Below are 26,159 nucleotides of genomic sequence, written 5' to 3' on the forward strand. Positions count from 1 at the left end.
AACTGGTCCGACAATCGGACCAGTTGCTCGAGCTCGGCCCCGGAAGGGTCCTCCTGCGATCGAACTTCGGCCGCGCGCGGCAGGGGAGCCACGCGCGGCCGGTGAACCACACTACTTGTCCAGCTCGTCCACGAGCGAGGTCCAGTCGGCCTCGTCCGAGGCGCCCGGGCCCGTGGGGATCTGCATGACCACGGTGCGGTCAGTAGGTCCCTGCTCGTCCTCCTCGACGGGGGGAGGCGCCGCGGCGGCGGGCTTCCTGGCCACGGTGTTCTTGGCGGCGGGACGAGCGGCCTTGACCGGAGCGGCGGGGACGATGGTGTTCATCTGCGTGGTGAGCACGCTGTCGTCCTCGTCCGCCACGGGCCTGGCCGCGGCGGTGGACTTCGCGGCCGGAGTGCCCGGCGACTTCGTCTTGAAGCGGGCCAGCTCCAGCTCGGCGACCTTGAGGGCCTTGCTCTTCTCCTGCACCGACTGCTGCAGGCGGGCGATCTCCTGGGCCTTCAGGGCGTCGCGGCGCTCCAACTCGGCCTTCTGCCGGTTGGCCAGCTCCTCGAGCTCCTTGGCCTGACGGGCCTCCAGCTCCTTGCGCTCCTTGGCGGCGGCGGCGAGCTTCGTGGCGGCGTCGGCGACCTTGGCGTCGGCGGCGGCCACCTTCGCGTTGAGGTCCTTCTCCACGCGGGCCTTGGCGCCGGCCGCGTTCTCCACGGCGAGCTCCAGCTCCTGGATCTTCTTCGCCCGGGCGGTGAGCTGCGTCTGGGCCTCCTTGACCTTGGCATCGGCCTCGGCGGCGCGGGTCTGCACCTCCTGGGTGAGCTGGGTGGCGCGGGCCTCGGCGCGGGACAGCTTCGCGGCCAGCTCGTCCGAGGCGCGCTTGGCCTCGGTGCGCTCCTGGGCCTGGGCCTGCTGGAGCGCCTGGAGCTGCGCCTGGGCCTCGGCGAGCTGGTGGGCCAGCCCGTCGCGATCCGACAGCAGCTTCGTCTGGTTGTTGCCCGCGACCTTGAGCTGCTCCTCACGCGCGGCGAGCTGCTTGCGCGTGTTCTCCAGCTCGGTGTTGAGGGCGGTGGCCTGCCGGGTGAGCTCGTCGGTGTTGCGCTTCGCCTGCTCCGCGTCCTGCTGGCGGCGGGCGTCGAGCTGCTTGAGCTGCTCGGTCTTGGCGGCCACCTCGCGGCTGAGGGCCTCGCGCTGACGCTCCTTCTCCTGCGTCACGCCGGTGAGCTTCTGGAGCGTGTCCGACAGCTCCTGGCCCTTGGCGGCGACGTCCTTCTCCAGGAAGTCGATGCGGCGCTGGGACTCGGCGGTGAGCGCGTTGAGGCGCTCCTCGACGCGGTGGCGCTCGTCCTCGGACTCGGCGAGCTGCGAGCCGAGCTGGGTGACCTCGGCGACGCGGCTGCCCAGCTCCTGCTTGGTGAGGAAGAGTTGCTCCTCCAGCTCCTGGTTCTGGTCTCGCGTCTGGGCGAGCGTGGCCTCCAGCTCCGCCTGGGTGGCGGCGGCCTGCTGCTGGCTCTGGGCGTGGGCGGCCTGCTCGCCCGCGAGCGCCTCGCGGGTGGCGGCGAGGGCGCCCTGCGTCTCGGCCAGCTCGTTGCGCACCTGGCCGAGCTGCTCGGACAGCTCCTCCTCCATGGCCTGCTTGAGGGCCTCGGTCTCCTGGAGGACGCCGCTGACGCGGGTGATCTCCGAGTTGGCGGCCTGCAGCTCCGTCTCGCGGTCCGTGCGCTCCTGCACGGTGCGGGCGAGCTCGTCGCGGGTCTGCTCCAGCTGGCCCTGCGTGTCGGTCAGCGTGGCCTGGGTGTCGGCGAGCGACTGGGCGGTGGCCTCCAGCTCGCCGCGCGTGGTGGCCAGCGTCTCCTCGGTGGCGGAGAGGCGGCCCTGGGTGTCAGCCAGCGTGGCCTGCGTGTCGGCGAGCGACTGCGCGGTGGCGTCCAGCTCACCGCGGGTGGAGGACAGGGCCTCCTCGGTGGCGGAGAGGCGGCCCTGCGTGTCGGCCAGGGTGGCCTGCGTCTCGGTGAGCGTCTGGGAGGTGGCCTCCAGCTCGCCCTGCGTGGTGGACAGGGTCTCTTCCGTCGCGGAGAGACGGCCCTGCGTATCGGACAGGGTGGCCTGCGTCTCGGCGAGCGTCTGGGCGGTGGCGTCCAGCTCGCCGCGGGTGCTGGCGAGGGTCTCCTCGGTGGCGGAGAGACGGCCCTGCGTGTCGGAGAGGGTGGCCTGCGTCTCGGCGAGCGTGTTCTGCGTCTCGGCGAGCGACTGGGCGGTGGCCTCCAGCTCGCCGCGCGTGGTGGCCAGCGTCTCCTCGGTCTGGGAGAGCGTGGCCTGCGTCTGCGCGAGCGTCTGCGAGGTGGCGTCCAGCTCGCCCTGCGTGGTGGAGAGCTGCGTGTCGCGGTCGGCGACGGTCTCCTGGAGCGCCTGGATCTGCCCGTTGAGCTCGGCCTCCAGGGCGTTCTTGGACGCCTCCAGCTCGTTGCGGGCCTGGGTGAGGGCCTCCAGCTCGGCGGTGAGCTCGGCCTCGCGGTCGGCCAGGTGGGCCTTGACGGCCTCGACCTCGCCCTCCAGCTCGCCGATGCGCTCCATCTGCTGCTGGATGTTGGCGTTGAGCTCCGCCTCGTGGTGCTCGTTGCGGGCGATGGTCTCCTGCAGCTCGCGCTCGAGCGTGGCGACCTTCGCGTCGCGCTCCTCCAGCCGCTGCGTGAGATCGCTCTCCAGCGCGTCCTTGTCCTGCTGGAGCTGGTCGCGCTCGCCCGTCATGCGCGACAGGTCCGACTCCAGGGCGGCGATCTGCTCGTTGAGCCGCGCCTCGAGCGCGTTGCGCTCCTCGGCGAGCCGCTGGATCTCCGCGTCCGCCCGGGCGCCGTGGTCCTCGGCCGCGAGGGCACGCGACTCCAGGGTGCGCACGGTGGTGTCGCGCTCCTGCTCCGTCTGGGCCAGCCGCTCCTGCAGCGCCTGGATCTCCCCGCTCAGCTCGGCCTGGCGCTGGTCGCGCTCGCTGACGGTGCGGGCCAGCTCGCCCTCCACGGAGTCGATGCGCTGCTGGCGGCGGGCCAGCTCGGCCTCGTGGGCCTGCACCGTCTCGGTGAGCTTCTGCTCCTTGACCTCGAACTCGAGGGTGACGATGCCCAGGTGCTTCTCGAGCTTGTCGTACTCCTCGCGGGCGGTCTCCAGCTCGCCGGCGCGGCGCGACAGCTCGTCATCGCGGCTGGACACCTCGCGGCGAAGGACGTTGATGTCCTTCTCCTTGGAGGCCACCACCTCGATGAGATCCTTCTCGGCGGAGAACTTCTGCAGGAGCAGGTCGTCGACGGTGGCGCCGTGCTCGCGCTCCTTCTGGAGCATGCCCTGCTGCGCCTCGTTGAAGCGCCGCAGCAGGTCATCCACCTGCATCTTCAGGCCCTGCAACTCCACGTCCTTCTCGTGGAGGCGGTCCTCCACGGAGAGCAGCTCGCGCTCGCGGACGTTCCAGATCTCCGAGATGCGGGCGATCTGCGCCTCGCGCACCTTGAGCTCGTCGCGCAGCAGCTGGACCTTGCCCTCGGGCGTGCCCATCAGGTCGCGCCGCGGGGGCGGACGCTTGAGCTGGCGGGACTCGGCGAGCAGCTCGGCCTTGCGGTCCGCGATGGACTGGAAGGAGCGCTCGAGGAAGCCGCGATCCTCCTCGGTGATGGCGCTGCGGCGCTCACGCTTGGGCAGCCGGGGCGGACCTCCCGCGGGGGAGGGTGCGCCCTTGAGCGGCGGCGGCATGGGCGGAGGACCGTCACCCGAGTGGCCCGCGGGGGCCTGCTCCTCCTCGGGAGGCACGATGCCCACGCTCATGGAGGCGAGCTCTCCCATCTCGAAGGGGATGATGAGGTAGCCGTCCGCGGCCCCCGGCGTCTGGCGGTGCTGGTTCAGCCCCTCCACGCCGGTGTCCGAGGACAGCAGCAGCACGCGGAGGTTCTGCCCCCACTTGCCCTTCTTGATCTGCCCGCACAGGGTGAAGCCGGACTGATCCGGCAGCTCGGCCCGGACCACGACGAGGTCCGGCCGGCGCTTCTCCATCTCACGCTGTGCGTCGGCGGCGGTTGCCGCCATGGCCGTTTGATAGCCCGCGCTCTTGAGCACGGTGGCCATGCTGAGGGCGAAGTCGTTCTGGCTTTCGACGATGAGGACGCGGCGCTCCATGCAGCCCTTTTACCCACGAAAAGTGCAATGAAAACCGGCACATCCTAGCCACGCGCGAAAGGGCTTGGAAAGTTTCCGTGTCGGGCTCGGTCGGTTGCCTCCCCTGGAGGACACGGCTCTCGGATTATGAGGGTTTGCCACGTGACACTCCCTGCGCCTTCGGCGCGGGAGGTGGGGCGGGGTCCTCGTCCCGGCCGGGCATGGTCGTGGGCGGGGTGTGCCGGGCGAACTGCGTCCCCTCGGGCGGGCAGTAGCCGTGCGCCAGCTGGGCGAACCACGGGTTCAACCGCGACTCGGGCGGCTCCCGGGGCGGCGTCTCCGGCGTCTCCGCCTCGTGGATCTCCGCGCTGCTGATCTCCTCCGGCTCCTCCAACGGCTGGGCGTCGGTAGGTGTCGGAGCGCTGTCTACCTCTTGAATCTCCTCGGCCTCGGCTTCGGGTACCTCCTCGGGCTCCTCGGTCCTGGCGGGGATGCGCGCCTGGACGGCGGGGGGGGGCGGGAGCTGCTGCGGGGCGAGCACCGGGGGAGCGGCGGGACGAGAGCCACTGGGGGGCTGGGCCCTGGGCGGCAGCGGAGGGATGGAGATGGAGGGGCGTGACTTCTCCGGCAGGCCGGGCGCCTGGCGCAGGACGGGAGGCTCCGCGGGGCGGGGCGCGGGACGCTCCTCGCGGCGGGGCGGCAGCGCGGGAGGCCGGGCCTGGGCGGGCTCGGGAGCCGCAGCGGGTGCCGGGGCTGGGGCCGGAGCCTGGGCCGGGCGGTTGTCGGTGGAGACCGTCCGGGTGACGAGGCTCGGGCGGGGCGGAATGGGCGGGGGAGACGCGGGCGGAGCGGGGGGTTCGCGCAAGGGCAGCCCCATGATGACGGGAGGTCCGCCGGGCCGAACGTCCTGCTCGGTCAGCGCGTTGTCCCGGTCCTTGAAGGAGGGCTCGCGCAGGGGCAGCCCCATGATGACGGGAGGACCATCGGGCCGAGCGGCCTCTGGCTCCGTCTTGATGAGGCGCGTGTCGAGGCCCTCTTCGTAGAGGATGTGGCCGGTGACGAGCGGCAGCTCCTCGCGCGCGAGGCCGCCCTCGCCCGGGTCCGTGTCCGGGATGGGCTCGCTCTCGGAGGCCCCCTCGCCGGGGGGCGGAGACGCGGCTTCCGGCCGGCTCGCGCTCACCGTCCCCGCGAGCGCGAGGACGCGGTTGGTGGGCGTGCCCGTCATCGTCGGGCTGATCTTCGACTCGTCGGCGGGCGCCATCGGCACCGGGGACTTGCCGAGCAGGCCGTCGTAGATGTCCAGCAGCTGACCGCGGATGAGGCCCGCGTCGAGCCACTGCTCGGCGTACGCCCGGGCCTGCTTGCCGAGCGAGACGCGCCGGGGCACGTCGCGCGCCAGCGCGATGAGGTGGTCCGCGAGCGCCTGGGCGTCACCGGGCGGATAGAAGACACCGGCCGAGGAGGGGATGAGCTCCCGGCTGACGGGGAGATCCGTGGCGAGCACCGGACGGCCCGCGGCGAGGTACTCGGAGACCTTGGCGAGGGCGCCGCCCTGCACGCGGTTGCGGTCCACGTCGTCCAGCGGCAGCACGCCCACGTCCGCGAGCGCGAGCACCTTGGCCACGTCGTCATGGGCCACGGGCGGCTGGAACTCGACGTGCTGCTTGAGGCCGAGCTCGGAGACGAGGTCCTCCAGGTGGGGCTGCCAGTCCGGGTGGCGTGCGCCCACGAGTGTGAGCCGCACATCCACTTCCCTCACGGCGAGTGCGAGCCCCCGCAGCAGTCCGGCCAGTCCCTGCCAGGCGACCTGGCTGCCCAGGTACATCAGCCGCATGGGGGCGCCGTCCGGCGAGCCGAGCGCCTCGGGCACGTAGGGCCCCAGGTCCACCGGGGCGCGCACCACCTGCACGGACTCCTGGCCCACGCCCAGCGAGTGGATGAAGGAGCGCGTGGTGGGCGAGCCGGTGATGACCCGGTCCGCGTTCATCAGGCAGAAGAGCTCCTGGCGGCGGACCTTGGAGAGGAACTTCCGGTCACCCTCCAGCTGCGGGTGCGTGTAGCGCAGCTCCTGCGAGGGGAAGCCCTGGGCCTCGTAGACGAGCCGGTAGCCGTAGTCGCCCTTGAGCTCGCACAGGGCGTAGCCGCCGAAGGGGTCGGTGAAGTGGACGAGCGCGTACTCCTCGCTCTCCAGCTGGCGGCGCACGGCGCGCTCGAAGGACTGGATGCGCGAGGCGAGATCTCCCGCGCCCACGGGCACGCGCAGCAGGCGGGCGCCCTGGTACTTCTCGATGTGCGAGTGGTCCGGCGTCTTGACCGAGAGCACCACCACGGAGAAGCGATCGGGCAATGCCTTCAAATACTCCGTCAGCCGCCGCGACGAGCCAGAAGGGCCGGGGAGGACATCGAAGCTGCACAGCAGGAGTCTGGGCAGGTCGCTCAAGGCGGACGGGAGAATACAAAGTCGGCTCCCGGCTTGTCACCGCCCCCGGCGATTCCCGAGGTATGACCACGAACAGAAGTGAAATCGCTCGTTGACCCCCGGCCCCTGGCGACCTAAGCCGAGAGGTGCCTATGGCCGACCTCAAGAGCGTCACGGTGGAGTATCTGCGGGAGCTCGCGCGCAAGCATCTCGGACGCGGGCATAGCAAGCTCAAGACCAAGAAGGACTTGTTGGCCGCGCTCGTGCAGCGGGTGCCCCGGCTGGCGAAGCTGGCGGGTCTCGAGGAGCAGGGGACGGGGACCGTCAACCAGAAGACGCGCCCGGTGGACGGGACGGCGGGCTCGAAGACGGCCGGGTCCCGCAAGGCCCCGGTGGCCGTCTCGGCGGCCTCGCGCACCGAGAAGCCCGAGGACGAGCATCCCAAGCAGCCCACCGCTCCGGAGCACCCCCTGCCCGGAGACGATGACGAGAAGACCCCGGTGCACCACCCGCCGCGCCCCGCGGAGGTGGTGAACTTCCCGCCCAAGCCCAGGCCGCCGGGCCGGCTCACGGCCGAGGTCGACGAGGAGGTCACCCTGGAGGCGCCTCCGGAGCCGTCCGCGCCTCCCGAGGCCGTTCCCGTGGCGCAGCATGCCGCGGAGCCGCTGGTGGAGGGCTTCTTCGTGGCCCGCATGGCGGGGGAACAGGAGGCCTGGCGCCACCACCTCACCGAGTCGCAGAAGCGTCGGCCCCGCGAGGCGCTCGGCTCGCCGGACTACGACGAGCAGCTCGGCGACCTGCCGATGGACTACGAGGACGACACGGCGCTGCTGCTGGCGAGAGATCCGCAGACGCTCTTCGTGCTCTGGGACTTCAGCGCCGAGGCCCGGCGGCGAGCCCTGGACGGGCTGCAGTCGCCGCGCGCCGTGCTGCGCGTCTATGACGACTCCGACGTGCTGGTGCGGGTGATCGACGTCGCGCTCGAGTCGCGCAGCTACTACATCCACGGGTTGCCGCCCGGTCATCCGTACCGCGTGGAGGCCCATTTCGTGGGCGGCAACGGCCGCTCGCGCCGCATCGGCCACTCCTCGAACCGGGTGTTCCTGCCGCCGGGAGGCCCGTCCGAGGACACCTCGGTGCGCTACCTGCGCATGCCGCCGGTCGCCGTCCGGGGCGCCAACATGGAGTCGGTGGCCGCCACCGCGCCCACCCGGACGCCGCCCTTCGAGGAGCGCGAGTACATCATCTGGCGCCGCGTGGCCCTGCCGGGCAGCGGTGGTTTCGAGGACATCCCCGAGGTGCGGCGCGAGCGCACCAGCCCCGGTGCTCCGGACGAGGGGGCTCCCGGCCAGGACTACCTGCACGCCCACCGTGCCGAGGGCTCCTCGGAGCAGCCGTGGATGGGCTCCTGGGGTCCCGCGGGCTCCTCGGAGCAGCAGCAGTGGATGCGGTCGCAGGGTCCGGGCGGCTCCTCCGAGCAGTCCGTGGCCTCGCGGACCCAGGCCGGGCCCGCCGAGTCGTGGTGGATGCGGTCGCAGGGCCCGGGCGGCTCCTCCGACGAGTGGATGCGTTCACAGGGGCCGGGTGGGTCCTCCGAGCAATGGGTCTGGGCGTGGATGCGCCCTTCCTCCTCGGGTCTGGGCCGCTAGGGAGATGACATGAGCATCGGCTCGCTCGCTCTCGTCCTGCACGCCCACCTGCCGTTCGTCCGCCACCCCGAATACGAGGACTTCCTCGAGGAGGACTGGCTCTACGAGGCCATCTCGGAGACGTACCTCCCGCTGCTGCTCGTCTTCGATCGGCTGGCGGACGAGGGCGTGCCCTTCCGGGTGACGATGACGCTCACGCCCACGCTCGTCACCATGCTGCGCGACGAGCTGCTCATGGGCCGTTACGCGCGCAAGCTGGATCAGCTCTGTGAGCTGGGCGCGCGCGAGGTGCACCGCACCCAGAACGATCCCGTCTTCAACCGGCTGGCCCACTTCTACCGGGACCACTTCGAGACGCTGCGCGGCGCCTTCCGCAAGCGCTACAAGCGCGACCTGGTGAGCGCCTTCCGCCGGCTGCAGGACGCGGGGCACGTGGAGATCATCACCTGCAACGCCACGCACGGTTTCCTGCCGCTGATGCAGCAGACGCCCGAGGCGGTGCGCGCGCAGATCACCGTGGCGGCCAACCACTACCGGCAGACCTTCGGCCGGGACGCGCCGGGCATCTGGCTGGCCGAGTGCGGTTACTTCCCCGGGGTGGAGAAGTATCTGGCGGCCGAGCGCATCCGGTACTTCTTCGTGGACACGCACGGCCTGACGGACGCCACGCCGCGGCCGCTGCATGGCCCCTTCGCGCCCATCTACACGGAAGCGGGCGTGGCCGCGTACGCGCGGGATCCCGAGAGCAGCCAGCAGGTGTGGAGCTCGCAGCACGGCTACCCGGGCGACCCCGTCTACCGCGAGTTCTACCGGGACATCGGCTGGGACCTGGACCTGGACTACATCCGGCCCTTCATCCAGCCCACGGGGGATCGCAAGAACACGGGCTTCAAGTACTACCGGATCACCGGCAAGACGCAGGACAAGCAGCCCTATGATCCGGACGCCGCGCGCGAGCGGGCCGCCACCCACGCGGGCAACTTCCTCTTCAACCGCGAGAAGCAGTTCGAGTGGCTCGCCGGGAAGATGGGAGGCCGCAAGCCGGTGGTGGTGGCCCCCTACGACGCCGAGCTCTACGGCCACTGGTGGTTCGAGGGCCCGTGGTTCCTCGAGGCGCTCATCCGCAAGGTGGCCCAGGAGCAGAAGACGTTCCAGCTGGTGGCGCCCTCGGACGATCTGGCCGAGCACCCGGAGAACCAGGTGGCCACGCCGCCCCTGTCTTCCTGGGGCGCGGGCGGCTACGCCAACATGTGGCTGGATGGCTCCAACGATTGGATCTACCGGCACCTCCACCATTGCTCGCGGCAGATGGTGGCCCTGGCGAAGGAATACCCCGACGCCCCGACGCTCGTGCGCCGGGCGCTCAATCAGGCCGCGCGCGAGCTCCTGTTGGCACAGGCCTCGGACTGGGCCTTCATCATGAAGACCGGGACCATGGTGGACTACGCCGTGCGCCGCACGAAGGAGCACATCCTCCGCTTCCAGCGCCTGCACGAGCAGATCCGCTACGGGAACATCGACGAGGGTTGGCTGGCCCACATCGAGGGCAAGAACAACCTCTTCCCGGAGATCGACTACCGGGTGTACCGCCCGGGGTGAGGAGGCCGGGGCGCTCGCCGGGCGGTTGAGGGTGTAGCGCCTACATGGCTGGCTCTCATTCTCGGGAAGAGAAGGGGGGCTTCAGTGTTTCCCAGTCGCGCGGGCAGGGCCCATCCTCCTTGCCTTGACGTCTTTCCGTCTTATTTCGGGAGAGACCATGATCAAGCGACTGAATGCATCGCGGCGTGCTCTCACGGGCGCCCTCATCGTAGCGCTGCCGGTGCTGACGCAGGCTCAGACGGCGGCTCCTTCCGTTCCTCCTCCAGCCCAGCCGGCCACCCGGGAAGCGCAGGCCCTGCCCTCGCTCGCCCCGCTGGTCGAGTCCGTGAAGGGGGCGGTCGTCAACGTGGACGTGCAGTCCAAGGCCTCCGGCTTCGGCCAGGGGGAGAATCCCTTCATGGACCGCTTCTTCGGAGGCGGAGAGGGAGGCCGGGGCCAGCGGCGCGAGCAGATCCGGCAGGGCTCGGGCTCGGGCTTCATCATCGATCCCAAGGGCCTGGTGTTGACCAACAACCACGTCGTCGAGGGCGCGGTGGCCATCCGCGTGCGCCTGGACGATGGGCGCAGCTTCGACGCGGAGGTCGTCGGGACGGATCCGCTCACGGACGTGGCGCTCATCCGGCTCAAGGGCAAGGTGGAGAACCTGCTCACGGTGAAGCTGGGAGACTCGGACGCGCTGCGCGTGGGTGACTGGGTGGTGGCCATCGGCAACCCGTTCGGCCTGGCCTCGAGCGTGAGCAGCGGCATCCTGTCGGCGCGAGCGCGCGACATCCACTCGGGCCCGTACGACGACTTCCTGCAGACGGACGCGGCCATCAACCCGGGCAACTCGGGTGGCCCGCTCTTCAACCTGAAGGGCGAGGTGGTGGGCATCAACACGGCCATCGTGGGTGGAGGCACGGGCATCGGCTTCGCGGTGCCGAGCAACCTGGTGAAGGCGCTCATGCCGCAGTTGGAGAAGGACGGCGCGGTGACGCGTGCGTGGCTGGGCATCGGCATCCAGGATCTGACGCAGGACCTGGCCAAGGCGATGCAGTTGCCGGTCAACGAGGGCGCCATCGTGTCGCAGGTGAACGAGGGCTCTCCGGCGGGCAAGGCGGGCATGAGGGCGGACGACGTCATCGTGGCCATCGACGGGCAGAAGGTGGGCTCGGGAGGCCAGCTGACGCGCACGGTGGCGCTGAAGAAGCCGGGCACGACCTCCACGCTGGACGTCTTCCGGGACGGGAAGAAGCAGGCGCTGAAGGTGCAGCTCGGGACGCGCCCGGACCGGGAGGGCGTGAGCGCGCGTCCGCGGCGTGGCGGCGACGAGACGGAGCAGTCGTCGAAGGCGCGGGTGGGCGTGTCGTTGAGCAACGTGGACCCGCGGATCGTCGAGCGGACGGGGTTGCGCTCGGAGCAGGGGGCGCTGGTGACGGACGTGCTGCCGGGCTCGCCGGCGGAGCGCGCGGATCTGGCGCCGGGGATGGTGGTGGTGGAGGTGGATCGCAAGCCGGTGCGGAGCGCGGAGGAGCTGGCGAAGATCATCCGCAAGGCGCCCGCGGGCAGCACGTTGCTGTTGCGCGTGGAGGTGCCGGGCAGCGGCCGTTTCCTGCGAGCCCTGCAGGTCCCGTAGCCCCCTCGAGAACCCACCCCAGCATCCACCCCTCTCCCCTCGGGAGAGGGACGGGGTGAGGGTATCGAGGATCCCAGGCTCAGGCCCGTGTCACCGCCGTGGTGACGCGGGCCTTTCTACTGCGGGCCCAGAACTCACGCCTTGGCGATGGTGGTGGGGGCGGAGGGATCGTTGGGGCGGGCCAGTCCGCGCTCGCGGCCGGGGTGCAGTTCCATGCCGGGCGCGTAGGAGGTGACGCTGTTGCGTCCGGCGCGCTTGCTGGCGTAGAGGGCGGCGTCGGCGCAATCCACCAGGGAGTCCTGGGTGGTGGAGTCGGTGGGCATGGTGGCCACGCCGATGGAGACGGTGATGTGGCCGCCGGGCTGGGTGGGGGCGGCGAGCTGGGGGGCCTCCATGATGGAGCGGCGCAGCTTCTCGGCCACGTCGAAGGCGTCGTTCTTGGAGACGTTGGAGAGGACGAGCATGAACTCCTCGCCGCCGTAGCGCGCGAGGGTGTCCACCTTGCGCAGGCGGGCGCGGAGCACATCGCAGACCTTGCGCAGCGTCTCGTCACCGGCGCGGTGGCCCGCGGCGTCGTTGAGCTTCTTGAAGTGGTCGATGTCCACCATGAGGATGGACACGGGCGTGCCGAAGCGCTGGGCACGAGCCACCTCCAGCTCCAGGCGCGCGAAGAGGTGACGGCGGTTGGGCACCCCGGTGAGGGGGTCCGTCATGGTGAGCTTCACCGCCTCGGCGTGGAGCATGGCGTTCTTCACCGCCGTGGCGGCCTGATCGGCCACCGCGGTGAGCAGCTCCAGCTCCTCGGGGGCGAAGCTGGCCACCTCGGGGCGCCGGAAGTTGAGCACGCCGAGCACCGAGTCCATGTGCACCATGGGGATGCACAGCACCGCTCCCGTGTCGTGCCCAGGCATCAGCCCGTTCCGGGCGAAGGCGCTCGAGGGATCCGTGACGTCCGGCACGTACACCACGCGCTGCAGCTCCGCGGCGCGCCCGCTGGCCCCGTCGCCGGGTTGCACCGTCATGCCCTCCAGCTCCGGGTGCTCCGGGAAGGTGCTCTTGACCTCCAGCAGCCCCTCCGCGTTGACGAGCATGATGGAGAAGTCGGGGATGTGGAGCCGCTCGGGCACCAGCTGGGTGATGCGCGAGAGCAGCTCGGACAGCTCGATGGTGGAGTTGACCGAGCGCGCCACGTCGAAGAGCAGGGCCAGCTCGGCGATGCGCTCCTCCAGCTCCTCCTTGAGGGAGAGCTTCCACTTCGTCACCTGGAGATCGCGGTGGGTGTCGATCTCCTCGGCCTTCATGGAGGTGATGCGCGCCAGCATGGCGTTGAAGGCGGCGCCGAGCCGGGAGATCTCATCCGACGAGCCGCGCACCTCGGCGCGCACCAGGAAGTCGCCCTCCTCGGCGCGCCGCATGGCGGCCGTCAGCCGGCGCAGGGGACGGGTGAGGAAGAAGTGCAGGGAGGTGCCGGTGGCGACGATGAGCATGGCGCCCAGCACCAGCACCGCCACCAGCGCGGCGCCGAGGGCATGGGTGAGCTCGCGGTGCACCACGGGCTCGGCCACGCGCAGGTGCACCATGCCCACCCGCGTGTCCTGGGCTCCGGCATGGCAGCCCTCGCACGCCTTCTCCCCGAGCGAGCGGAGCACCTCCGTCTCGTGGGCATCCGAGCGCGCCCACTGGGGCCCGGGAGCCGCGAGGCGCTCGGCGTCCGGGTGCCGCGTGCCCACCTCCCGCGGGCTCACGGACCAGCGGATGTGGCCATCCGGGGACAGGATGTTCAGCTCCGCCGTGGAGCGCAGCAGCCGGGTGTCCGACTGCATCAGCTCGGAGACGGGGAAGTGGGGGGGGAGGCCCTCGGGCGTGGGCAACCGGAAGGTGGTGGCCACGAACTCCGCGAGCACCATCGCCTCGTCGTGCGTGGCGTCCCGGGCGGCGATCTGCGCCTCACGCCAGAAGTAGCCCAGACCCAGCAAGGCCGCGAGCAGACCGGGCAGGCCGACGCTCCAGAGGAGCTTCCTGCCAACGGTGTCGAGACCCAAAGCCATAATGCCCCTGTAAGTTTCTCGGATTGTCAGATCGGGTAACGCACACTGTCAAACGGTCACCGTCGGAAATCATTCGATGGTGTGATTGCCTCACGAGCCCTCCAAGAAAGCCGCCCATGTCCGCGCACCCTCCGTCATTGGTGACATCCTCGCTGCTGCCCGTGCCCCATGGATTCACCACCCGAGCGGGAGGCGTGTCCGAGGGACCTCATGCCTCGCTCAACCTGGGCTTCTCGGTGGGTGACCTCCGAGAGCGGGTGGAGGAGAACCATCGGCGCCTGGCGGTGATGGCGGGCGCGGCGCTCGAGGCCCTGCACAGGGTGAGTCAGGTGCATGGAGACCGGGTGGTGGAGGTGGGAGCGGGGGAGGGGACGGGCGCGCTGCGGCCAACGGAGGGCGAGGCGGACGCGCTGTGGACGGAGCGGCCGGAGCACTGGGTGGCGGTGGGGACGGCGGACTGTGTGCCGATCCTGCTGGTGGACCCGGAGGGACGGCGGGTGGCGGCGGTGCACTCGGGGTGGCGGGGGACGGAGGCGCGCATCGTGGCGCGGGCGGTGGAGACGCTGGTGGCCCGGGGCTCGCGGCCCGAGCGGCTGCTCGCGGCGGTGGGCCCGTCCATCCAGCGCTGCTGCTACGTCGTCTCAGAGGACCTGGGCCAGCGCTTCACCGAGGGCTTCGGTCCGGAGGTGGTGGTGCGCGAGGGAGCGGACGTGCGGTTGGATCTCGCACGGGCCGTGCGGGACACGTTGCTGGGAGCGGGGCTGAAGGCGGCGCACGTCGATGTGCTCCCTCACTGCACCGCGTGTGATGCGGAGCGATTCTTCTCGCACCGGCGTGACGCGGGGCGCACCGGCCGTCACCTCGATTTCGTGGTACACCGGTTCTGAGGGGTGTCCTCCAGGCCGATTTCTTGACGGTCTCCGACACCGCTTCCTATCCTCCCGGACGGATCCCCCGAAGCCTCGTGCTGGAGCACCGCATCATTCGCCGACTCTTCGCCATCGCGCCCTTGTGTGCGCTGACCGCCTGCGCCACCACCAGTCCCGCCCAGTCGGAGCTGGCGGAGCTGAAGGCCGAGGTACGCGCCATGCGCGAGACCCAGGCGCGCCTGGAGAAGCGGCTGGAGCGTGTGGAGCTGCACGCCAGCGTGAGCCAGTCTCGCGCCGCCGCTCCGGCAGCGGCCGCGGCAAAAGAGGCCTCCGCCCCCGCGTCTCCCGCCGCCCCGGCCTCGTCCGGCTACAGCACGCCGGAGCTCGCGGTGGTGAAGCTCAAGCCTCGCAATGAGCCCGCGCCTCCGCTGCCCACCCGGGTGGCCGTCGTCGAGCCCGCGCCCGACGACATGGAGATGTTCATCAGCCCCTCGCCCGAGGAGGACGCCGCCCCCGCCATGGCCGCGGTGTCCGATCCCAAGGAGGATGAGGCGGCCACGGCCGTGCTGGACGCCGAGTTCGAGCAGGCGGTGGCGGCGCTGCGCACCGGCAACGTGGAGGGCGGGGTGACGCGCCTGCGGGCCTTCGCCGAGCAGAATCCCCGCCACCCGCGCGCGGACAACGCGCTCTACTTCAGCGGGCTCGGGCAGATGGGGCTCAAGGATCACGCCGCCGCGGCGCAGTCCTTCGAGCGGCTCATCGCCAGCTATCCGGCCGGTGATGCCGTGCTGGACGGCATGCTGCGGCTGGCCGAGTGCCGGCTGCGGCTCAACCAGAAAGACGACGCGCGGGCGCTCTACACCCGCATCCTCACCCAGTTCCCGGGAACGGCCGCCGCCACGCAGGCGGAGCAGCGGCTCGCCTCCCTCTCGCACTAGCTGTCCGAAAGGAAGTCCTCCGATGCGCTCGCGGATCTTCTCCTCGCTCCTTCTCGCCGCCGTTCTCGCGCCGCCCGCCGTGTGGGCGCAGGACGCGGAGGACCCGCAGGAGCCCGAGGCCGGCGAAGAGACCGAGGGGGCCGACGTGGCCGACGAGCAGCCCGCCCAGCCCCGGCCCGGTCAGATCGCCATTCCCCCGGGCCAGGGGGGCCGCGAGTCGGCTCCCGGCGAGGTCCACACCGTGGAGAAGGGCGACACGCTCTGGGACCTGTCCCAGAAGTACCTGGGCAGCCCCTGGTACTGGCCCAAGGTCTGGTCCTACAACCCGGAGATCGCCAACCCGCACTGGATCTACCCCGGCAACAACGTGCGCTTCTTCCCCGCGGGCGAGGAGGTTCCCTCGCGCGTGGAGGCGGGCGTGGGCCCGGCGCCCATGGAGATGGTGGCCGAGACCGGGGAGATCGCCGAGTCCACCGAGATGGGCCCGGCCAATGGCGCGGATCTGGTCTCGGTGACGGGGAAGATCGGCTTCGAGCCCAAGGCGTCGCGCACGGTGATGACGCAGGGCTTCGTCACCTCGCGCGAGCTGGACGAGGCGGGCCGCATCGAGGGCGCCGCCACCGGGGCGGAGATGCTGTCCTTCCCGGACGTGGCCTACGTGCGCTTCAAGCGCAAGGCGGACGCGAAGATCGGGGACCGGTACGTCATCTTCCACACCGCCGAGTCCGTGAAGCACCCGGTGACGGGCAAGCCCATCGGCTACCTCACCGAGTTCGTCGGCACCCTGAAGGTGGTGGCGCTGGGCGACAACTTCGTCAAGGCGCAGGTCATGGACACGTGGGACGCCGTGATGCGCGGCGACCTGGTGGGCCCCTATGGTGAGCGGCTGGTGGAGTCGGTGGCCCAGCGGCGCAACGAGAAGGAGGTCCAGGGCTACATCGTCACCGCGCTCGTGCCGTACCTGACACTCACCGCCGAGCACCACTTCCTGGTGATCGACAAGGGCAGCGCGGATGGCGTGCAGGTGGGCAACACCTTCACCATCCTCCGGGAGGGGGACACCACCAAGAAGCGCGTGCTGGAGCTGGATCTGCCCAACCAGAAGAAGAAGAAGGGGCCGGAGCTGCCCATGGAGAACGTCGCCCTGTGCCTCGTCACCGAGGTGAAGGAGCGCACCTCCAACTGCGTGCTCACGTACTCCATCCAGGAAGTGGCGCCCGGGGATCGCGCGGTGATGCGCATCAACAACGGGCAGCCCTCCGCCCAGCGCTGAGGCACCCCGGGGTGGCACCGCGTGCCCCCCTGGACGGGGCACGGAACCCCTTGGATCGGCTCGGCCGACCCCTACCGCGGGGGACGTGCCGCTTGACCATCGCCAGCCCGGTGTTTATGTGTCCCGCCCCCTTCCCGTCGGACCCATCTTCTATATAGGTGGGCTCCAGGAGGGGGTCGGGTATGGTGGACATCACGACGGACAGGCACATGGCGGAGCGGCGTGCGCTCCTGGCACTCTGGGCAGTCCCCGGGCTCGGCCCGAGGGCACTGGAGCGTCTGCGCGCCTATGCCCGGGGTGAGCTCGCCCGTCTGGCCGCCTGCCCGGTGAGGGAGTGGGTGGGAGGCGCACCCCTGCCCGTGCCCGTGCGTCGCCGGTTGCTGGAGGTGCCCGAGCTGGGCCCGCTGGCGGACCGCGTGCTGGAGCGCTGCGCGGCCGTGGGCATGGGCGTGGCCTTCCAGGGGGACGCGGCCTACCCCGCGCGCCTGGCCGGAACCGAGGACGCGCCCCCGCTGCTCTTCTACCGGGGCGAGGTGGGCCCTCCGCGCCGCCGGGTGGCCATGGTGGGCAGCCGGCACCCGGATCAGGGATTCCTTCCCTTCGCGCGCACCTTCGCCCGGCAGGTGGCGGAGGGTGGGGTGGGCATCGTCTCGGGGGCCGCCGCCGGGGTGGACCGGGCCTGCCACTGGGGCGCCATGGACGCGGGGGGCGAGACGTGGGCCTTCCTGGGCTCGGCGCTGGACGAGTTGGATCCCGCCCAGGCGAAGCTGCTGCCGCACTTCCTGGCCCGGGGTGGGGTGTTCTTCAGCGAGCTGCCGCCCGGTGTCCGGGCGAGCACGACGACGTTTCCCCGGCGCAACCGGCTCATCTCCGGGGCATCGGACGCGGTATTGGTCCTTCGGGCGGGGCCCACTTCGGGCAGCCTCTACACGGCGGAGGCGGGCCGTGCGCAGGGGCGGCCGGTGCTGGCCCTGCCCGGCGATGTGATGAACGAGGGGGCGGCTGGCTGCAACGCGCTCATCCGGGACGGTCATGCCCGGGCATGCCTCTCCGTTCAGGAAGTCTGGCGGGCCGTGGGGTTCCATCCCCTGCGGGTGGTCCCGCCAACGGAGGGCTCGTCGTGGCAGGAAGAGCTCTCGGCGGAAGCGAGGGGGGCCTACCAGGTGTTGGACAGGGTTCCCAGGTCATTTGATGAGGTGCTGGCCGGTAGCCGGCTCTCCCCCGGAGCGCTCACCAGCGCGCTGGTGGAGCTCGAGCTGTCGGGGCTCGTCATCCAGCACCCTGGAAGGTTGTACGAGAAGGTTTGAGGAGAATCATGGCGACGCGCACGAAGAAGACGGCAACGGCGGGCGAGATGGAGGTCGAGGAGACGACGGCCGCCAAGAAGACGGCCGCCAAGAAGAAGCCGGCGGCGCGCAAGAAGACGGCCGCCAAGAAGAAGACGGCGGCCAAGAAGACCGCCGCCAAGAAGGCCTCCGCGCGGCGCAAGGGCGCTGACGAGGAGTTGCCCACCGTCGAGGTCGACGCCGAGGACGGCGAGGCCACGGAGTCCCCCAAGCGGGGCAAGGGACCGCACTACCTCGTGGTGGTCGAGTCGCCCGCCAAGGCGAAGACGATCAAGAAGTACCTGGGCTCCGGCTACACGGTGAAGGCCTCCGTGGGCCACATCCTCGACCTGCCCAAGAGCAAGATGGGCGTGGACATCGAGCACGACTTCGAGCCCCAGTACGAGGTGATCAAGGGCAAGGAGAAGGTCCTCAACGAGCTGAAGAAGGCCGCCCAGGGTGTGGACAAGGTCTTCCTCGCCACGGACCCCGACCGCGAGGGCGAGGCCATTGCCTGGCACATCCACCAGCAACTCGGCCACGACAACGCCTACCGGGTGATGTTCAACGAGATCACCAAGCCGGCCATCCAGGAGGCCATCGCGCATCCGCGCCAGCTCAGCCAGGAGAACTACGACTCCCAGCAGACGCGCCGGATTCTCGACCGCCTGGTGGGCTATCAGATCTCCCCGCTGCTCTGGAAGAAGGTGCGCCGGGGTCTGTCCGCCGGCCGCGTGCAGTCCGTGGCCGTGCGCCTCATCTGCGAGCGCGAGGACGCCATCAAGGCCTTCGTCCCGCAGGAGTACTGGACGCTGGACGCGCTCCTCCAGGGGCCCTCGGGACCGCCGACCTTCAAGGCCAAGCTGTCCAGGGTGGACGGCAAGAAGGTGGAGCTGAAGGACAAGGCCACCACCGACGGCCTGGTGGCGGACGTCCAGGGCGCCTCCTTCGTGGTGTCCAAGGTGGACAAGCGCGAGCGGCGCCGCAACGCGCCCGCTCCGTTCATCACCTCCAAGCTGCAGCAGGAGGCGGCCAACCGGCTGCACTTCACCGCCAAGAAGACCATGGCGCTCGCCCAGCGGCTCTATGAGGGCGTGATGCTCGGCGAGGAGGGCCAGACGGCGCTCATCACGTACATGCGTACGGACTCCACCCGTCTGTCGGATCAGGCGGTGGCGGGCGTGCGCGACTTCATCGGTGCCACCTGGGGCAAGGACTACCTGCCCGAGGCGCCGGTGGTGTACCGCACCAAGAAGGGTGCCCAGGACGCGCACGAGGCCATCCGTCCCACGTCGCTCGAGTACCCGCCCTCGAAGGTGAAGGCGCAGTTCGACGCGATGAACGACGACATGGCCGCGGACATGTTCCGCCTCTACGAGCTCATCTGGAACCGCTTCGTGGCGTGCCAGATGATGCCGGCCGTGTACGATCAGACGAGCGCGGACATCACCGCGGGCCGGGCCACCTTCCGGGCCTCGGGCTCCACGCTGAAGTTCCCGGGCTACCTGGCCGTCTACGGCGCCAGCCTCACCCCCGAGGAGGAGGCCGCCCAGGAGAAGGCGCGCGCCGCTGGCGAGGAGTCCGACGACGACGCCGTGGGCGAGCTGCCCGTGCTCGACGAGGGCCTCACCCTCAACCTGCAGAAGCTGCTCAACGAGCAGCACTTCACCCAGCCGCCCCCGCGCTTCTCCGAGGCCACCCTCGTCAAGGAGCTCGAGGAGCAGGGCATCGGCCGGCCGTCCACGTACGCCGCCATCCTCTCCACCATCCAGGACAAGAAGTACGTGGAGAAGCTCGAGGGGCGCTTCCGTCCCACGGACCTGGGCGTCATCTGCAACGAGCTGCTCGTCAAGCACTTCCCCCACGAGCTGGACGTCGCCTTCACCGCCAGCATGGAGGAGAAGCTGGATCAGATCTCCGAGGGCGGGGCCAACTGGAAGGCCGTGCTGCAGGACTTCTACGCGCCCTTCAAGGAGACGCTCGAGAAGGCCGAAGCGGAGATGCGCGACGTCAAGCGCGAGGAGATCAAGACCGACGTGGCGTGCGAGAAGTGCGGCAACGTCATGGTGATCAAGTGGGGGAAGATGGGCCACTTCCTCGCGTGCTCGAACTACCCCGAGTGCAAGAACACCAAGGACTTCAAGCGCGACGCCGAGGGGAAGATCGTCATCGTCGAGGAAGAGACGACGGACGAGATGTGCGAGAACTGCGGCAAGAACATGGTGGTGAAGCGCGGACGCTTCGGGAAGTTCCTCGCGTGCTCGGGCTACCCCGAGTGCAAGACGTCCAAGCCCATCTCCATCGGGGTGAACTGCCCGGACTGCAAGCAGGGCTACCTCACCGAGCGCCGCAGCCGCTTCGGCAAGGTCTTCTTCGGCTGCAACCGCTACCCGGACTGCAAGTTCGCCGCGTGGGACAGGCCGCTGCCGGAGGCGTGCCCCAGCTGCCAGGCGCCCTACCTGGTGCAGAAGTACTCCAAGCGGGACGGCCCCTTCATCGCCTGCCCCAACAAGGAGTGCGACTACCGCCGGCAGATCGTCGAGCCGGAGGCCGCCGCCGCAGCCGCCGCGGCCACCGCGGCCACGCCCGCCCCGGCGGGTCCGGATGCCTCCTCGGCCGCTTGAAGAGGCTGAAAGTTCAAGGATTTCAGGGGCATGGCCTGCCCCTGGCTTGACACCCCGGAGGGGGGTCCTCTAGAAGTTTGGTGGAAAGGACCCCCTTCCCGATGATTCCCATGTTGAGCGAGCTGCTGGACGTGGTCCTCACCCAGGCCCCGGCGGCGGCGGAGGCCGTGAAGGCGGCGCCGGCCAGGCTCGGCGTCGTGGACTCCACCATCAAGTTCTTCAAGGACGGTGGCCCCTTCATGTTCGTCAATCTGTTCTGGCTGGCCGCCGCGCTCGCGGTGGCCCTGGAGCGGATTGTGACGCTGATGTTCCGCTACAACCTCAACGCGCCGCCCTTCATGGAGCAGGTGACGAAGCTGGTGATGACCGGCAACGTGGACCGCGCCGTGAAGCTGTGCGCCGCCGCTCCCCACTCGCCCCTGGCCAAGATCATCCGCGCCGGCCTCACCCGCGCCAACCGCGGCGAGATCGAGGTCGCCAAGGCCGTGGAGGAGGCGCTGGTGGAGAACAGCCCCCACGTGGGCGCTCGCATCCCCTGGCTGTGGTCCCTGGCCAACATCGCCACGCTGGTGGGACTCGTCGGCACCATCTTCGGTCTGATCGGCACCTTCCAGGCGCTCGGCAACGTGCCCGCCGAGCAGAAGCAGGCCCTGCTGTCCGACGGTATCTCCAAGGCGATGAACAACACGGCCTTCGCGCTCTCCATCGCGGTGCTGTGCATCATCTTCCACCTGTTCCTCACCTCGTACGCCAAGAGCATGGTGGAGACGATGGAGCTCAACGCGCTCAAGCTGGAGAACCTGCTGGCGCGCAAGGCCGCCGGCGAGACGCAGATCGACGAGGCCCGAGCCGCCTGAGGCGCCCATGGCGTTCTACTACTCCAGGCGGAAGCTCAAGCCGCGCGAGGAAGAGGAGATGGGCGAGCTCAACATCGTCCCGTACCTCGACATCCTCATGAACCTCATCCTGTTCATGCTGCTGTCCATCAACGGGCTGGCGGCGTTCGGCATCGTCAACGTGAGTGCGCCGAGCTACGGCGGCCCCAGCACCTCGGTGGCCCCGCAGGAGAACCCGGACCAGCCTCGCCTGGTGCTCAGCGTGCTCATCAGCAAGAAGGGGCACTTCATCAACAGTGAGAACGCCATCCTCGGCCAGGACGGCGCTCCCACCGTGCCGCTCGGGGCGGATGGCTCGTACGACTACGCGTCCCTCAACGCGCAGATGGTGAAGATCAAGAGCGCCTTCCCCACCGAGACCAAGGTCATCGTCGCCGCGGATCCGGAGATTCCGTACGACACGCTCATCCAGACCATGGACGCCATCCGCGAGACGCGCGAGAGGCCGCACCGCGAGCTCTTCCCGGACGTCACCCTGGGAGCCCTCTAGATGGCGGCCACGGGCGAGACGACCCAGCAGGTGCCCGCGGACGACGAGCGGCTGCAGCGGCTGCGCTACCGCAAGGCCCTGGCGCGCAAGAAGCGCAAGGAGCGCGAGGCCGCCGGGGAGATCAAGGAGCTGAACATCACCGCGATGATGGACATGATGACCATCCTCCTGGTGTTCCTCCTGAAGTCCTTCGCCTCGTCCTCGGCGGCGATGACGGCCAGCGAGGACGTGCGCCCGCCGGTGTCCTCCACGCGCGCCACGCCCAAGGACACCGTCGTGGTCACCGTCACCCCCAAGAACATCCTCGTGGGGGAGAAGGAAGTGCTGCGGCTGGTGAAGGGGCAGATTCCTCCCGAGGCGCTCCAGGGCCGGGTGGTGACGGCGTTGGATGCCCAGCTCAAGAAGGAAGTGGAGAAGCTGAAGTACATCGCCGAGCGCAACCCGGCGGCTCCCTTCAGCCGGGAGCTGTCCATCATCGCGGACAAGGCCATCCCCTACGACATGCTGCTCACGGTGCTCTACACCGCCGGGCAGAACGAGCTGGAGAACTACCGCTTCGTCGTGCTCCAGGACGAGGGCAAGCCGCAGTAGAGCCCCCGGTCTCCCGGAGGCCCCCGCGGCCCGTGCACTCGCGTGCACCTCCCGTGCTCTTGTGGAGCGCTAGATGGTCGGCGTGGCCTGGGGGCCGCCGCGCACCTCCAGCTCGTGCCGGGTGGCGTCTTCCTCGCAGCGGATGGCGAAGGGCAGCGCCTCCAGCCGCTCGATGGGGATGTCGTAGCCGCAGTCCACGCAGGTGCCGAACACACCGGTGTCCATGCGACGCAGCGCGGCATCGATGAGCATCACCTCGCGCCGCTGCGCCTCCATCAGGCTGGAGAGGGTGTAGTCCGCCAGCTCCGCCTGGGCGTTCTCCTCGTACTCGGGATCGCGCTCCTGGTCCTTCAGCGACGAGAGCTCGCGCTGCGCTCCCTGGGTGGCCATCAGGATGTCCCGGCGGCGCCGTTGGAGTAGCTCGCGGATCTTCAAGAGGTCGTTGGTTCGGTTCATGGCCTGCCGCTCCGTCAATGGTGCACTGCGTCGCCCGGCCTGATTCCCCGCGCGATGAACGGGGAAAACCTAGGAGCCATGGGCAGGTAGGGAAACTGTTTCTGAATGTCCTACTTGTCGGATGGCCGAGGAGCGGGCAGGCGGGCAGGAGCCCGGCATGTGGGGGGTGGACATGCAGGAACGGAAGGGTGGGACAGGGGGTGGGGCTCCTGCTAACAGTTGGCGGACGGGCGGGTGTCGGCCCGTGGAGAGAGGGAGCCGAGACGTGAAGCTTCAGCGGGTGACGGTGATTGGCGGCGGACTGGCGGGCAGCGAGTGCGCCTGGCAGTTGGCGCGGCGCGGGGTGCCGGTGACGCTGCGGGAGATGAAGCCGCAGCGGCGTTCACCGGCGCACAAGTCGGACCAGTTCGCGGAGCTGGTGTGCTCCAACTCGTTGCGCTCGGACAACCCGGAGAGCGCCATCGGCCTGCTGCACGCGGAGCTGCGGACGCTGTCGTCGGTGATTCTGGGGTGCGCGGACACGCACCGGGTGCCGGCGGGCGACGCGCTGGCGGTGGAGCGCGAGGCGTTCTCGGCGGCGGTGACGCGCTCGGTGAGCGAGGCTCCCGGCGTGGAGGTGGTGCCGGGCGAGGTGGACACGTTGCCCGAGGGGATCGTCGTGGTGGCCACCGGGCCGCTCACCTCGGATGCGCTGACGAAGGACCTCGAGCGGTACGTGGGGGAGAAGCTCTACTTCTACGACTCCATCGCCCCCATCGTGGCGGGGGACTCCATCGACATGAACATCGCCTTCCGCGCCAGCCGCTACGGCAAGGGCGGCGGGGACGACTACATCAACCTGCCGATGAACAAGGAGGAGTACTACCGGTTCATCGCCGAGGTGAAGGCGGGCCAGAAGCTGCAGCCGCACAGTTTCGAGGAACCCAGATACTTCGAAGGCTGTCTGCCGATCGAAGTGATGGCCGATCGAGGCGACGACACGCTGGCCTACGGGCCGATGAAGCCGGTGGGGCTGACGGATCCGCGCACGGGCGAGGAGCCGTACGCGGTGGTGCAGCTGCGCATGGAGGACAAGGCGGGCACGTCGTGGAACATGGTGGGCTTCCAGACGCGCCTGACGTGGGGCGAGCAGAAGCGCATCTTCACCACGTGCGTGCCGGGGCTGGCCAACGCCGAGTTCCTGCGGATGGGGCAGATCCACCGCAACACCTTCATCGACTCGCCGCGGCTGCTGGGGAGGGACCTGTCGTTGAAGGCGGAGCCGCGGCTGTTCTTCGCGGGGCAGATCACGGGCGTGGAGGGGTACGTGGAGTCGGCGGCGTGCGGGTACCTGACGGCGCTGGCGGTGTACGCTCGGCTGACGGGGCGCGAGTTCGTCCCGCCGCCGGCCACGACGGCGATGGGCTCGCTCTACCGTCACGTGACGGGCGAGGCGCACCCGCCGGACTATGACTACCAGCCCTCGAACGTCATCTTCGGGCTGTTCCCGCCGCTGCCGGGGCGGGTGAAGAAGGCGGACAAGCGGGCGCGTTACGCGGAGCGGGCACGGGCGGACATGGCCACGTGGCTGCCGAGCGTGCCGCCGGCACAGGAGCACCAGGGGACCGCATGAACCGACGAAGCGTGATGGCGGGAGCGCTGCTGGCGCTCGCGCTGGTGGGGTGCAAGCGGGGCGAGGACAAGGGCGGCGGAGGAGGGCAGGGGAAGGCCCGCTCTGGCGCGGCCGTGGGGGGACTGGGCGTGATGCTGGCCGAGGGCCCGGCGGAGGACCTGCGTGTCACGGAGGATGGGCAGTTCGCCATGTTCCTGACGAAGACGCGCAAGCCGGCGGTGGAGGGGATTCCTCCGCAGATGCGGCTGGGCACGCTGAACGTGGTGCCGGTGACGGGCGGCTCGCCGCGCCAGCTGGGGGACGGGGTGACCAACGTGCCCGGGGGGATGCTGTTCACTCCCGACTCGAAGCACGTGCTGTACCTCACCGGGTACAACCTGGCGAACCAGTCCGGCGCGCTGCACGTGCTGGCCCTGAGCGACCCGAGCGCCGAGCCCCAGAAGCTGGGGGACTCGGTGGGGTACTTCCTGCCGAGCCCGGACGGGACGAAGCTGGCCTTCGTGGACGGCGGAGTGCTGAAGCTGGGGCCCCTGCCCAAGGGGCCCTTCCGCCAGGTGGGCGGCGAGGTGTCCACGGCGGAGTTCTCCCCGGACGGCAAGACGCTGTTCTTCAAGCGGCGGCTGGCGGCGGCCGGTGGGCTGCTGGCGGTGCCGGTGGAGGAGCCCGCGGGCAAGCCGGCCGAGCCGCGCAAGCTGGCGGACCAGGTGGGCGACTACGTGCTGTCGCCGGACTCCAAGCACGTGGCGTACCAGGTGCGCAACCCCGCGCTCGCGGGGATGTATGACCTGTACGTGGCGGACGTGCCGGAGCTGACGGGCCGGAAGGTGGCCACGGGGACGACGGCGTTCGCCTTCTCACCGGACTCGAAGTGGCTGGCGCGCAACGACGGGGGCAAGCCGGAGGTACCGGGGGACCTGTACGTGGGCCCGGCCTCGGGCGAGCCGGGGCGGAAGGTGGGCGAGCGCGTGAAGGAGCTGGCCTTCTCGCCGGACTCGCAGGCGCTGGGCTTCCTGGCGAAGTACGACCTGCCGGCGGGGGCGGGGCTGATGGGCGTGGTGGCGCTGCCGGACGGTGAGCCGAAGCTGGTGGGCAGCCGCGTGCCCAACTTCACGTGGGGCAAGGACGGCAAGTACGTGGCCTTCCTCTCGCGCTTCCTCAAGCCCATCTACTCGGTGGACCTGATGCTGTACCAGGTGGGCGCGGAGAAGGCGGAGAAGGCCCACCCGGGTGTGTTCGGCTACGGCTTCGCTCCGGGGGCGCTGGTGTTCCGCGCCGGCTGCATCCGCGAGGGCCGTGCCTGCGACTTCAAGGCACTGCCGCTGCCGAAGGACGCGCAGGCGCAGCCCCAGACGTGGCTGCAGGGCATCTACAGCTACAAGCTGTCCGACGACGGCAACCGGATTCTCGCCACGTCGGCGCGGATGGACTCGGACACGTTCGACGTGGCCGTGTACGACGTGAAGACGCAGGTGCGGAAGACGCTGGACCAGGGGGCGCAGCTGCCGGCGTACTTCGCGGGGCAGAACGACTCGCTGGCGGTGTACGTGCTGAAGGGCGCGAACGCCGGGGTGTACGTGGCGCCGGCCCAGCCGTGAGAAGCTTGCGGGCGGCCCGGTTGGGTCTACGC

The 26,159-nt window shown here is 70.2% G+C and carries 17 protein-coding genes; 13 read left to right on the forward strand and 4 right to left on the reverse strand.

The window, feature by feature from the left end; all coding sequences use genetic code 11:
• Positions 1-111 precede the first annotated feature (111 nt).
• Together AC16DP_RS14930 and AC16DP_RS14935 are read right to left on the reverse strand one after the other, a co-directional pair.
• Positions 112-4,149 carry a response regulator gene (locus AC16DP_RS14930; protein WP_329732755.1) on the reverse strand — a complete coding sequence of 1,346 codons (4,038 nt, stop codon included), beginning with the start codon at positions 4,147-4,149 and terminating at the stop codon, positions 112-114.
• A 124-nt stretch (positions 4,150-4,273) separates the two neighbouring features.
• On the reverse strand, positions 4,274-6,475 hold the full coding sequence (locus AC16DP_RS14935) for a glycosyltransferase (protein ID WP_483956731.1): 2,202 nt from the start codon (positions 6,473-6,475) through the stop codon (positions 4,274-4,276).
• Positions 6,476-6,699: 224 nt separating this feature from the next.
• Here AC16DP_RS14935 and AC16DP_RS14940 point away from each other — a divergent pair, with 224 nt between their 5' ends.
• The 3 genes from AC16DP_RS14940 (at position 6,700) to AC16DP_RS14950 (ending at position 11,410) form a co-directional block, all read left to right on the forward strand.
• Positions 6,700-8,196 carry a DUF4912 domain-containing protein gene (locus AC16DP_RS14940; RefSeq protein ID WP_329732753.1) on the forward strand — a complete coding sequence of 499 codons (1,497 nt, stop codon included), beginning with the start codon at positions 6,700-6,702 and terminating at the stop codon, positions 8,194-8,196.
• Positions 8,197-8,205: 9 nt separating this feature from the next.
• Positions 8,206-9,795, forward strand: a complete 1,590-nt coding sequence (locus AC16DP_RS14945) for a glycoside hydrolase family 57 protein (RefSeq protein WP_329732752.1) — start codon at positions 8,206-8,208, stop codon at positions 9,793-9,795.
• A gap of 157 nt (positions 9,796-9,952) precedes the next feature.
• Positions 9,953-11,410 carry a trypsin-like peptidase domain-containing protein gene (locus AC16DP_RS14950; RefSeq protein WP_329732751.1) on the forward strand — a complete coding sequence of 486 codons (1,458 nt, stop codon included), beginning with the start codon at positions 9,953-9,955 and terminating at the stop codon, positions 11,408-11,410.
• 134 nt (positions 11,411-11,544) lie between these two features.
• Here the strand turns inward: AC16DP_RS14950 and AC16DP_RS14955 are convergent, their stop codons facing one another.
• Positions 11,545-13,458 carry a GGDEF domain-containing protein gene (locus AC16DP_RS14955; RefSeq protein WP_329732750.1) on the reverse strand — a complete coding sequence of 638 codons (1,914 nt, stop codon included), beginning with the start codon at positions 13,456-13,458 and terminating at the stop codon, positions 11,545-11,547.
• 116 nt (positions 13,459-13,574) lie between these two features.
• Here AC16DP_RS14955 and pgeF point away from each other — a divergent pair, with 116 nt between their 5' ends.
• The 8 genes from pgeF to AC16DP_RS14995 all read left to right on the forward strand — a co-directional run bounded on the left by pgeF (position 13,575) and on the right by AC16DP_RS14995 (position 22,464).
• A complete protein-coding gene (gene pgeF / locus AC16DP_RS14960; RefSeq protein ID WP_329732749.1) occupies positions 13,575-14,345 on the forward strand; it encodes a peptidoglycan editing factor PgeF in 771 nt (256 codons plus the stop codon).
• Between the two features lie 23 nt (positions 14,346-14,368).
• Positions 14,369-15,265, forward strand: a complete 897-nt coding sequence (locus tag AC16DP_RS14965) for a tetratricopeptide repeat protein (RefSeq protein WP_329732748.1) — start codon at positions 14,369-14,371, stop codon at positions 15,263-15,265.
• Between the two features lie 22 nt (positions 15,266-15,287).
• Positions 15,288-16,538: a LysM peptidoglycan-binding domain-containing protein gene (locus AC16DP_RS14970; protein WP_329732747.1), complete on the forward strand. Its 1,251-nt coding sequence runs from the start codon at positions 15,288-15,290 to the stop codon at positions 16,536-16,538.
• Positions 16,539-16,720: 182 nt separating this feature from the next.
• Positions 16,721-17,845: a DNA-processing protein DprA gene (locus tag AC16DP_RS14975; protein ID WP_329732746.1), complete on the forward strand. Its 1,125-nt coding sequence runs from the start codon at positions 16,721-16,723 to the stop codon at positions 17,843-17,845.
• An 8-nt stretch (positions 17,846-17,853) separates the two neighbouring features.
• Positions 17,854-20,487 (forward strand): type I DNA topoisomerase, encoded by a 2,634-nt coding sequence (gene topA / locus AC16DP_RS14980; protein ID WP_349257911.1) that lies wholly within the window; start codon positions 17,854-17,856, stop codon positions 20,485-20,487.
• Between the two features lie 101 nt (positions 20,488-20,588).
• Positions 20,589-21,344: a MotA/TolQ/ExbB proton channel family protein gene (locus tag AC16DP_RS14985; RefSeq protein ID WP_329732745.1), complete on the forward strand. Its 756-nt coding sequence runs from the start codon at positions 20,589-20,591 to the stop codon at positions 21,342-21,344.
• A gap of 7 nt (positions 21,345-21,351) precedes the next feature.
• The gene (locus AC16DP_RS14990; protein WP_329732744.1) at positions 21,352-21,873 is read left to right on the forward strand and encodes an ExbD/TolR family protein; all 522 of its coding nucleotides are present in this window, start codon (positions 21,352-21,354) and stop codon (positions 21,871-21,873) included.
• Complete coding sequence (locus tag AC16DP_RS14995) at positions 21,874-22,464, forward strand: ExbD/TolR family protein (RefSeq protein WP_329732743.1); 591 nt, start codon at positions 21,874-21,876, stop codon at positions 22,462-22,464.
• A gap of 69 nt (positions 22,465-22,533) precedes the next feature.
• Here the strand turns inward: AC16DP_RS14995 and AC16DP_RS15000 are convergent, their stop codons facing one another.
• A complete protein-coding gene (locus AC16DP_RS15000) occupies positions 22,534-22,920 on the reverse strand; it encodes a TraR/DksA family transcriptional regulator (RefSeq protein ID WP_329732742.1) in 387 nt (128 codons plus the stop codon).
• A gap of 265 nt (positions 22,921-23,185) precedes the next feature.
• Between AC16DP_RS15000 and trmFO the strand changes: the two genes are divergently transcribed.
• Both trmFO and AC16DP_RS15010 read left to right on the forward strand, forming a co-directional pair.
• On the forward strand, positions 23,186-24,532 hold the full coding sequence (gene trmFO / locus AC16DP_RS15005; protein ID WP_329732741.1) for a methylenetetrahydrofolate--tRNA-(uracil(54)-C(5))-methyltransferase (FADH(2)-oxidizing) TrmFO: 1,347 nt from the start codon (positions 23,186-23,188) through the stop codon (positions 24,530-24,532).
• The gene (locus AC16DP_RS15010) at positions 24,529-26,127 is read left to right on the forward strand and encodes a gliding motility protein (RefSeq protein WP_329732740.1); all 1,599 of its coding nucleotides are present in this window, start codon (positions 24,529-24,531) and stop codon (positions 26,125-26,127) included. The genes trmFO and AC16DP_RS15010 overlap by 4 nt, the downstream gene beginning before the upstream one ends.
• Positions 26,128-26,159 lie beyond the last annotated feature (32 nt).

It is taken from the genome of Archangium sp., assembly GCF_057119385.1.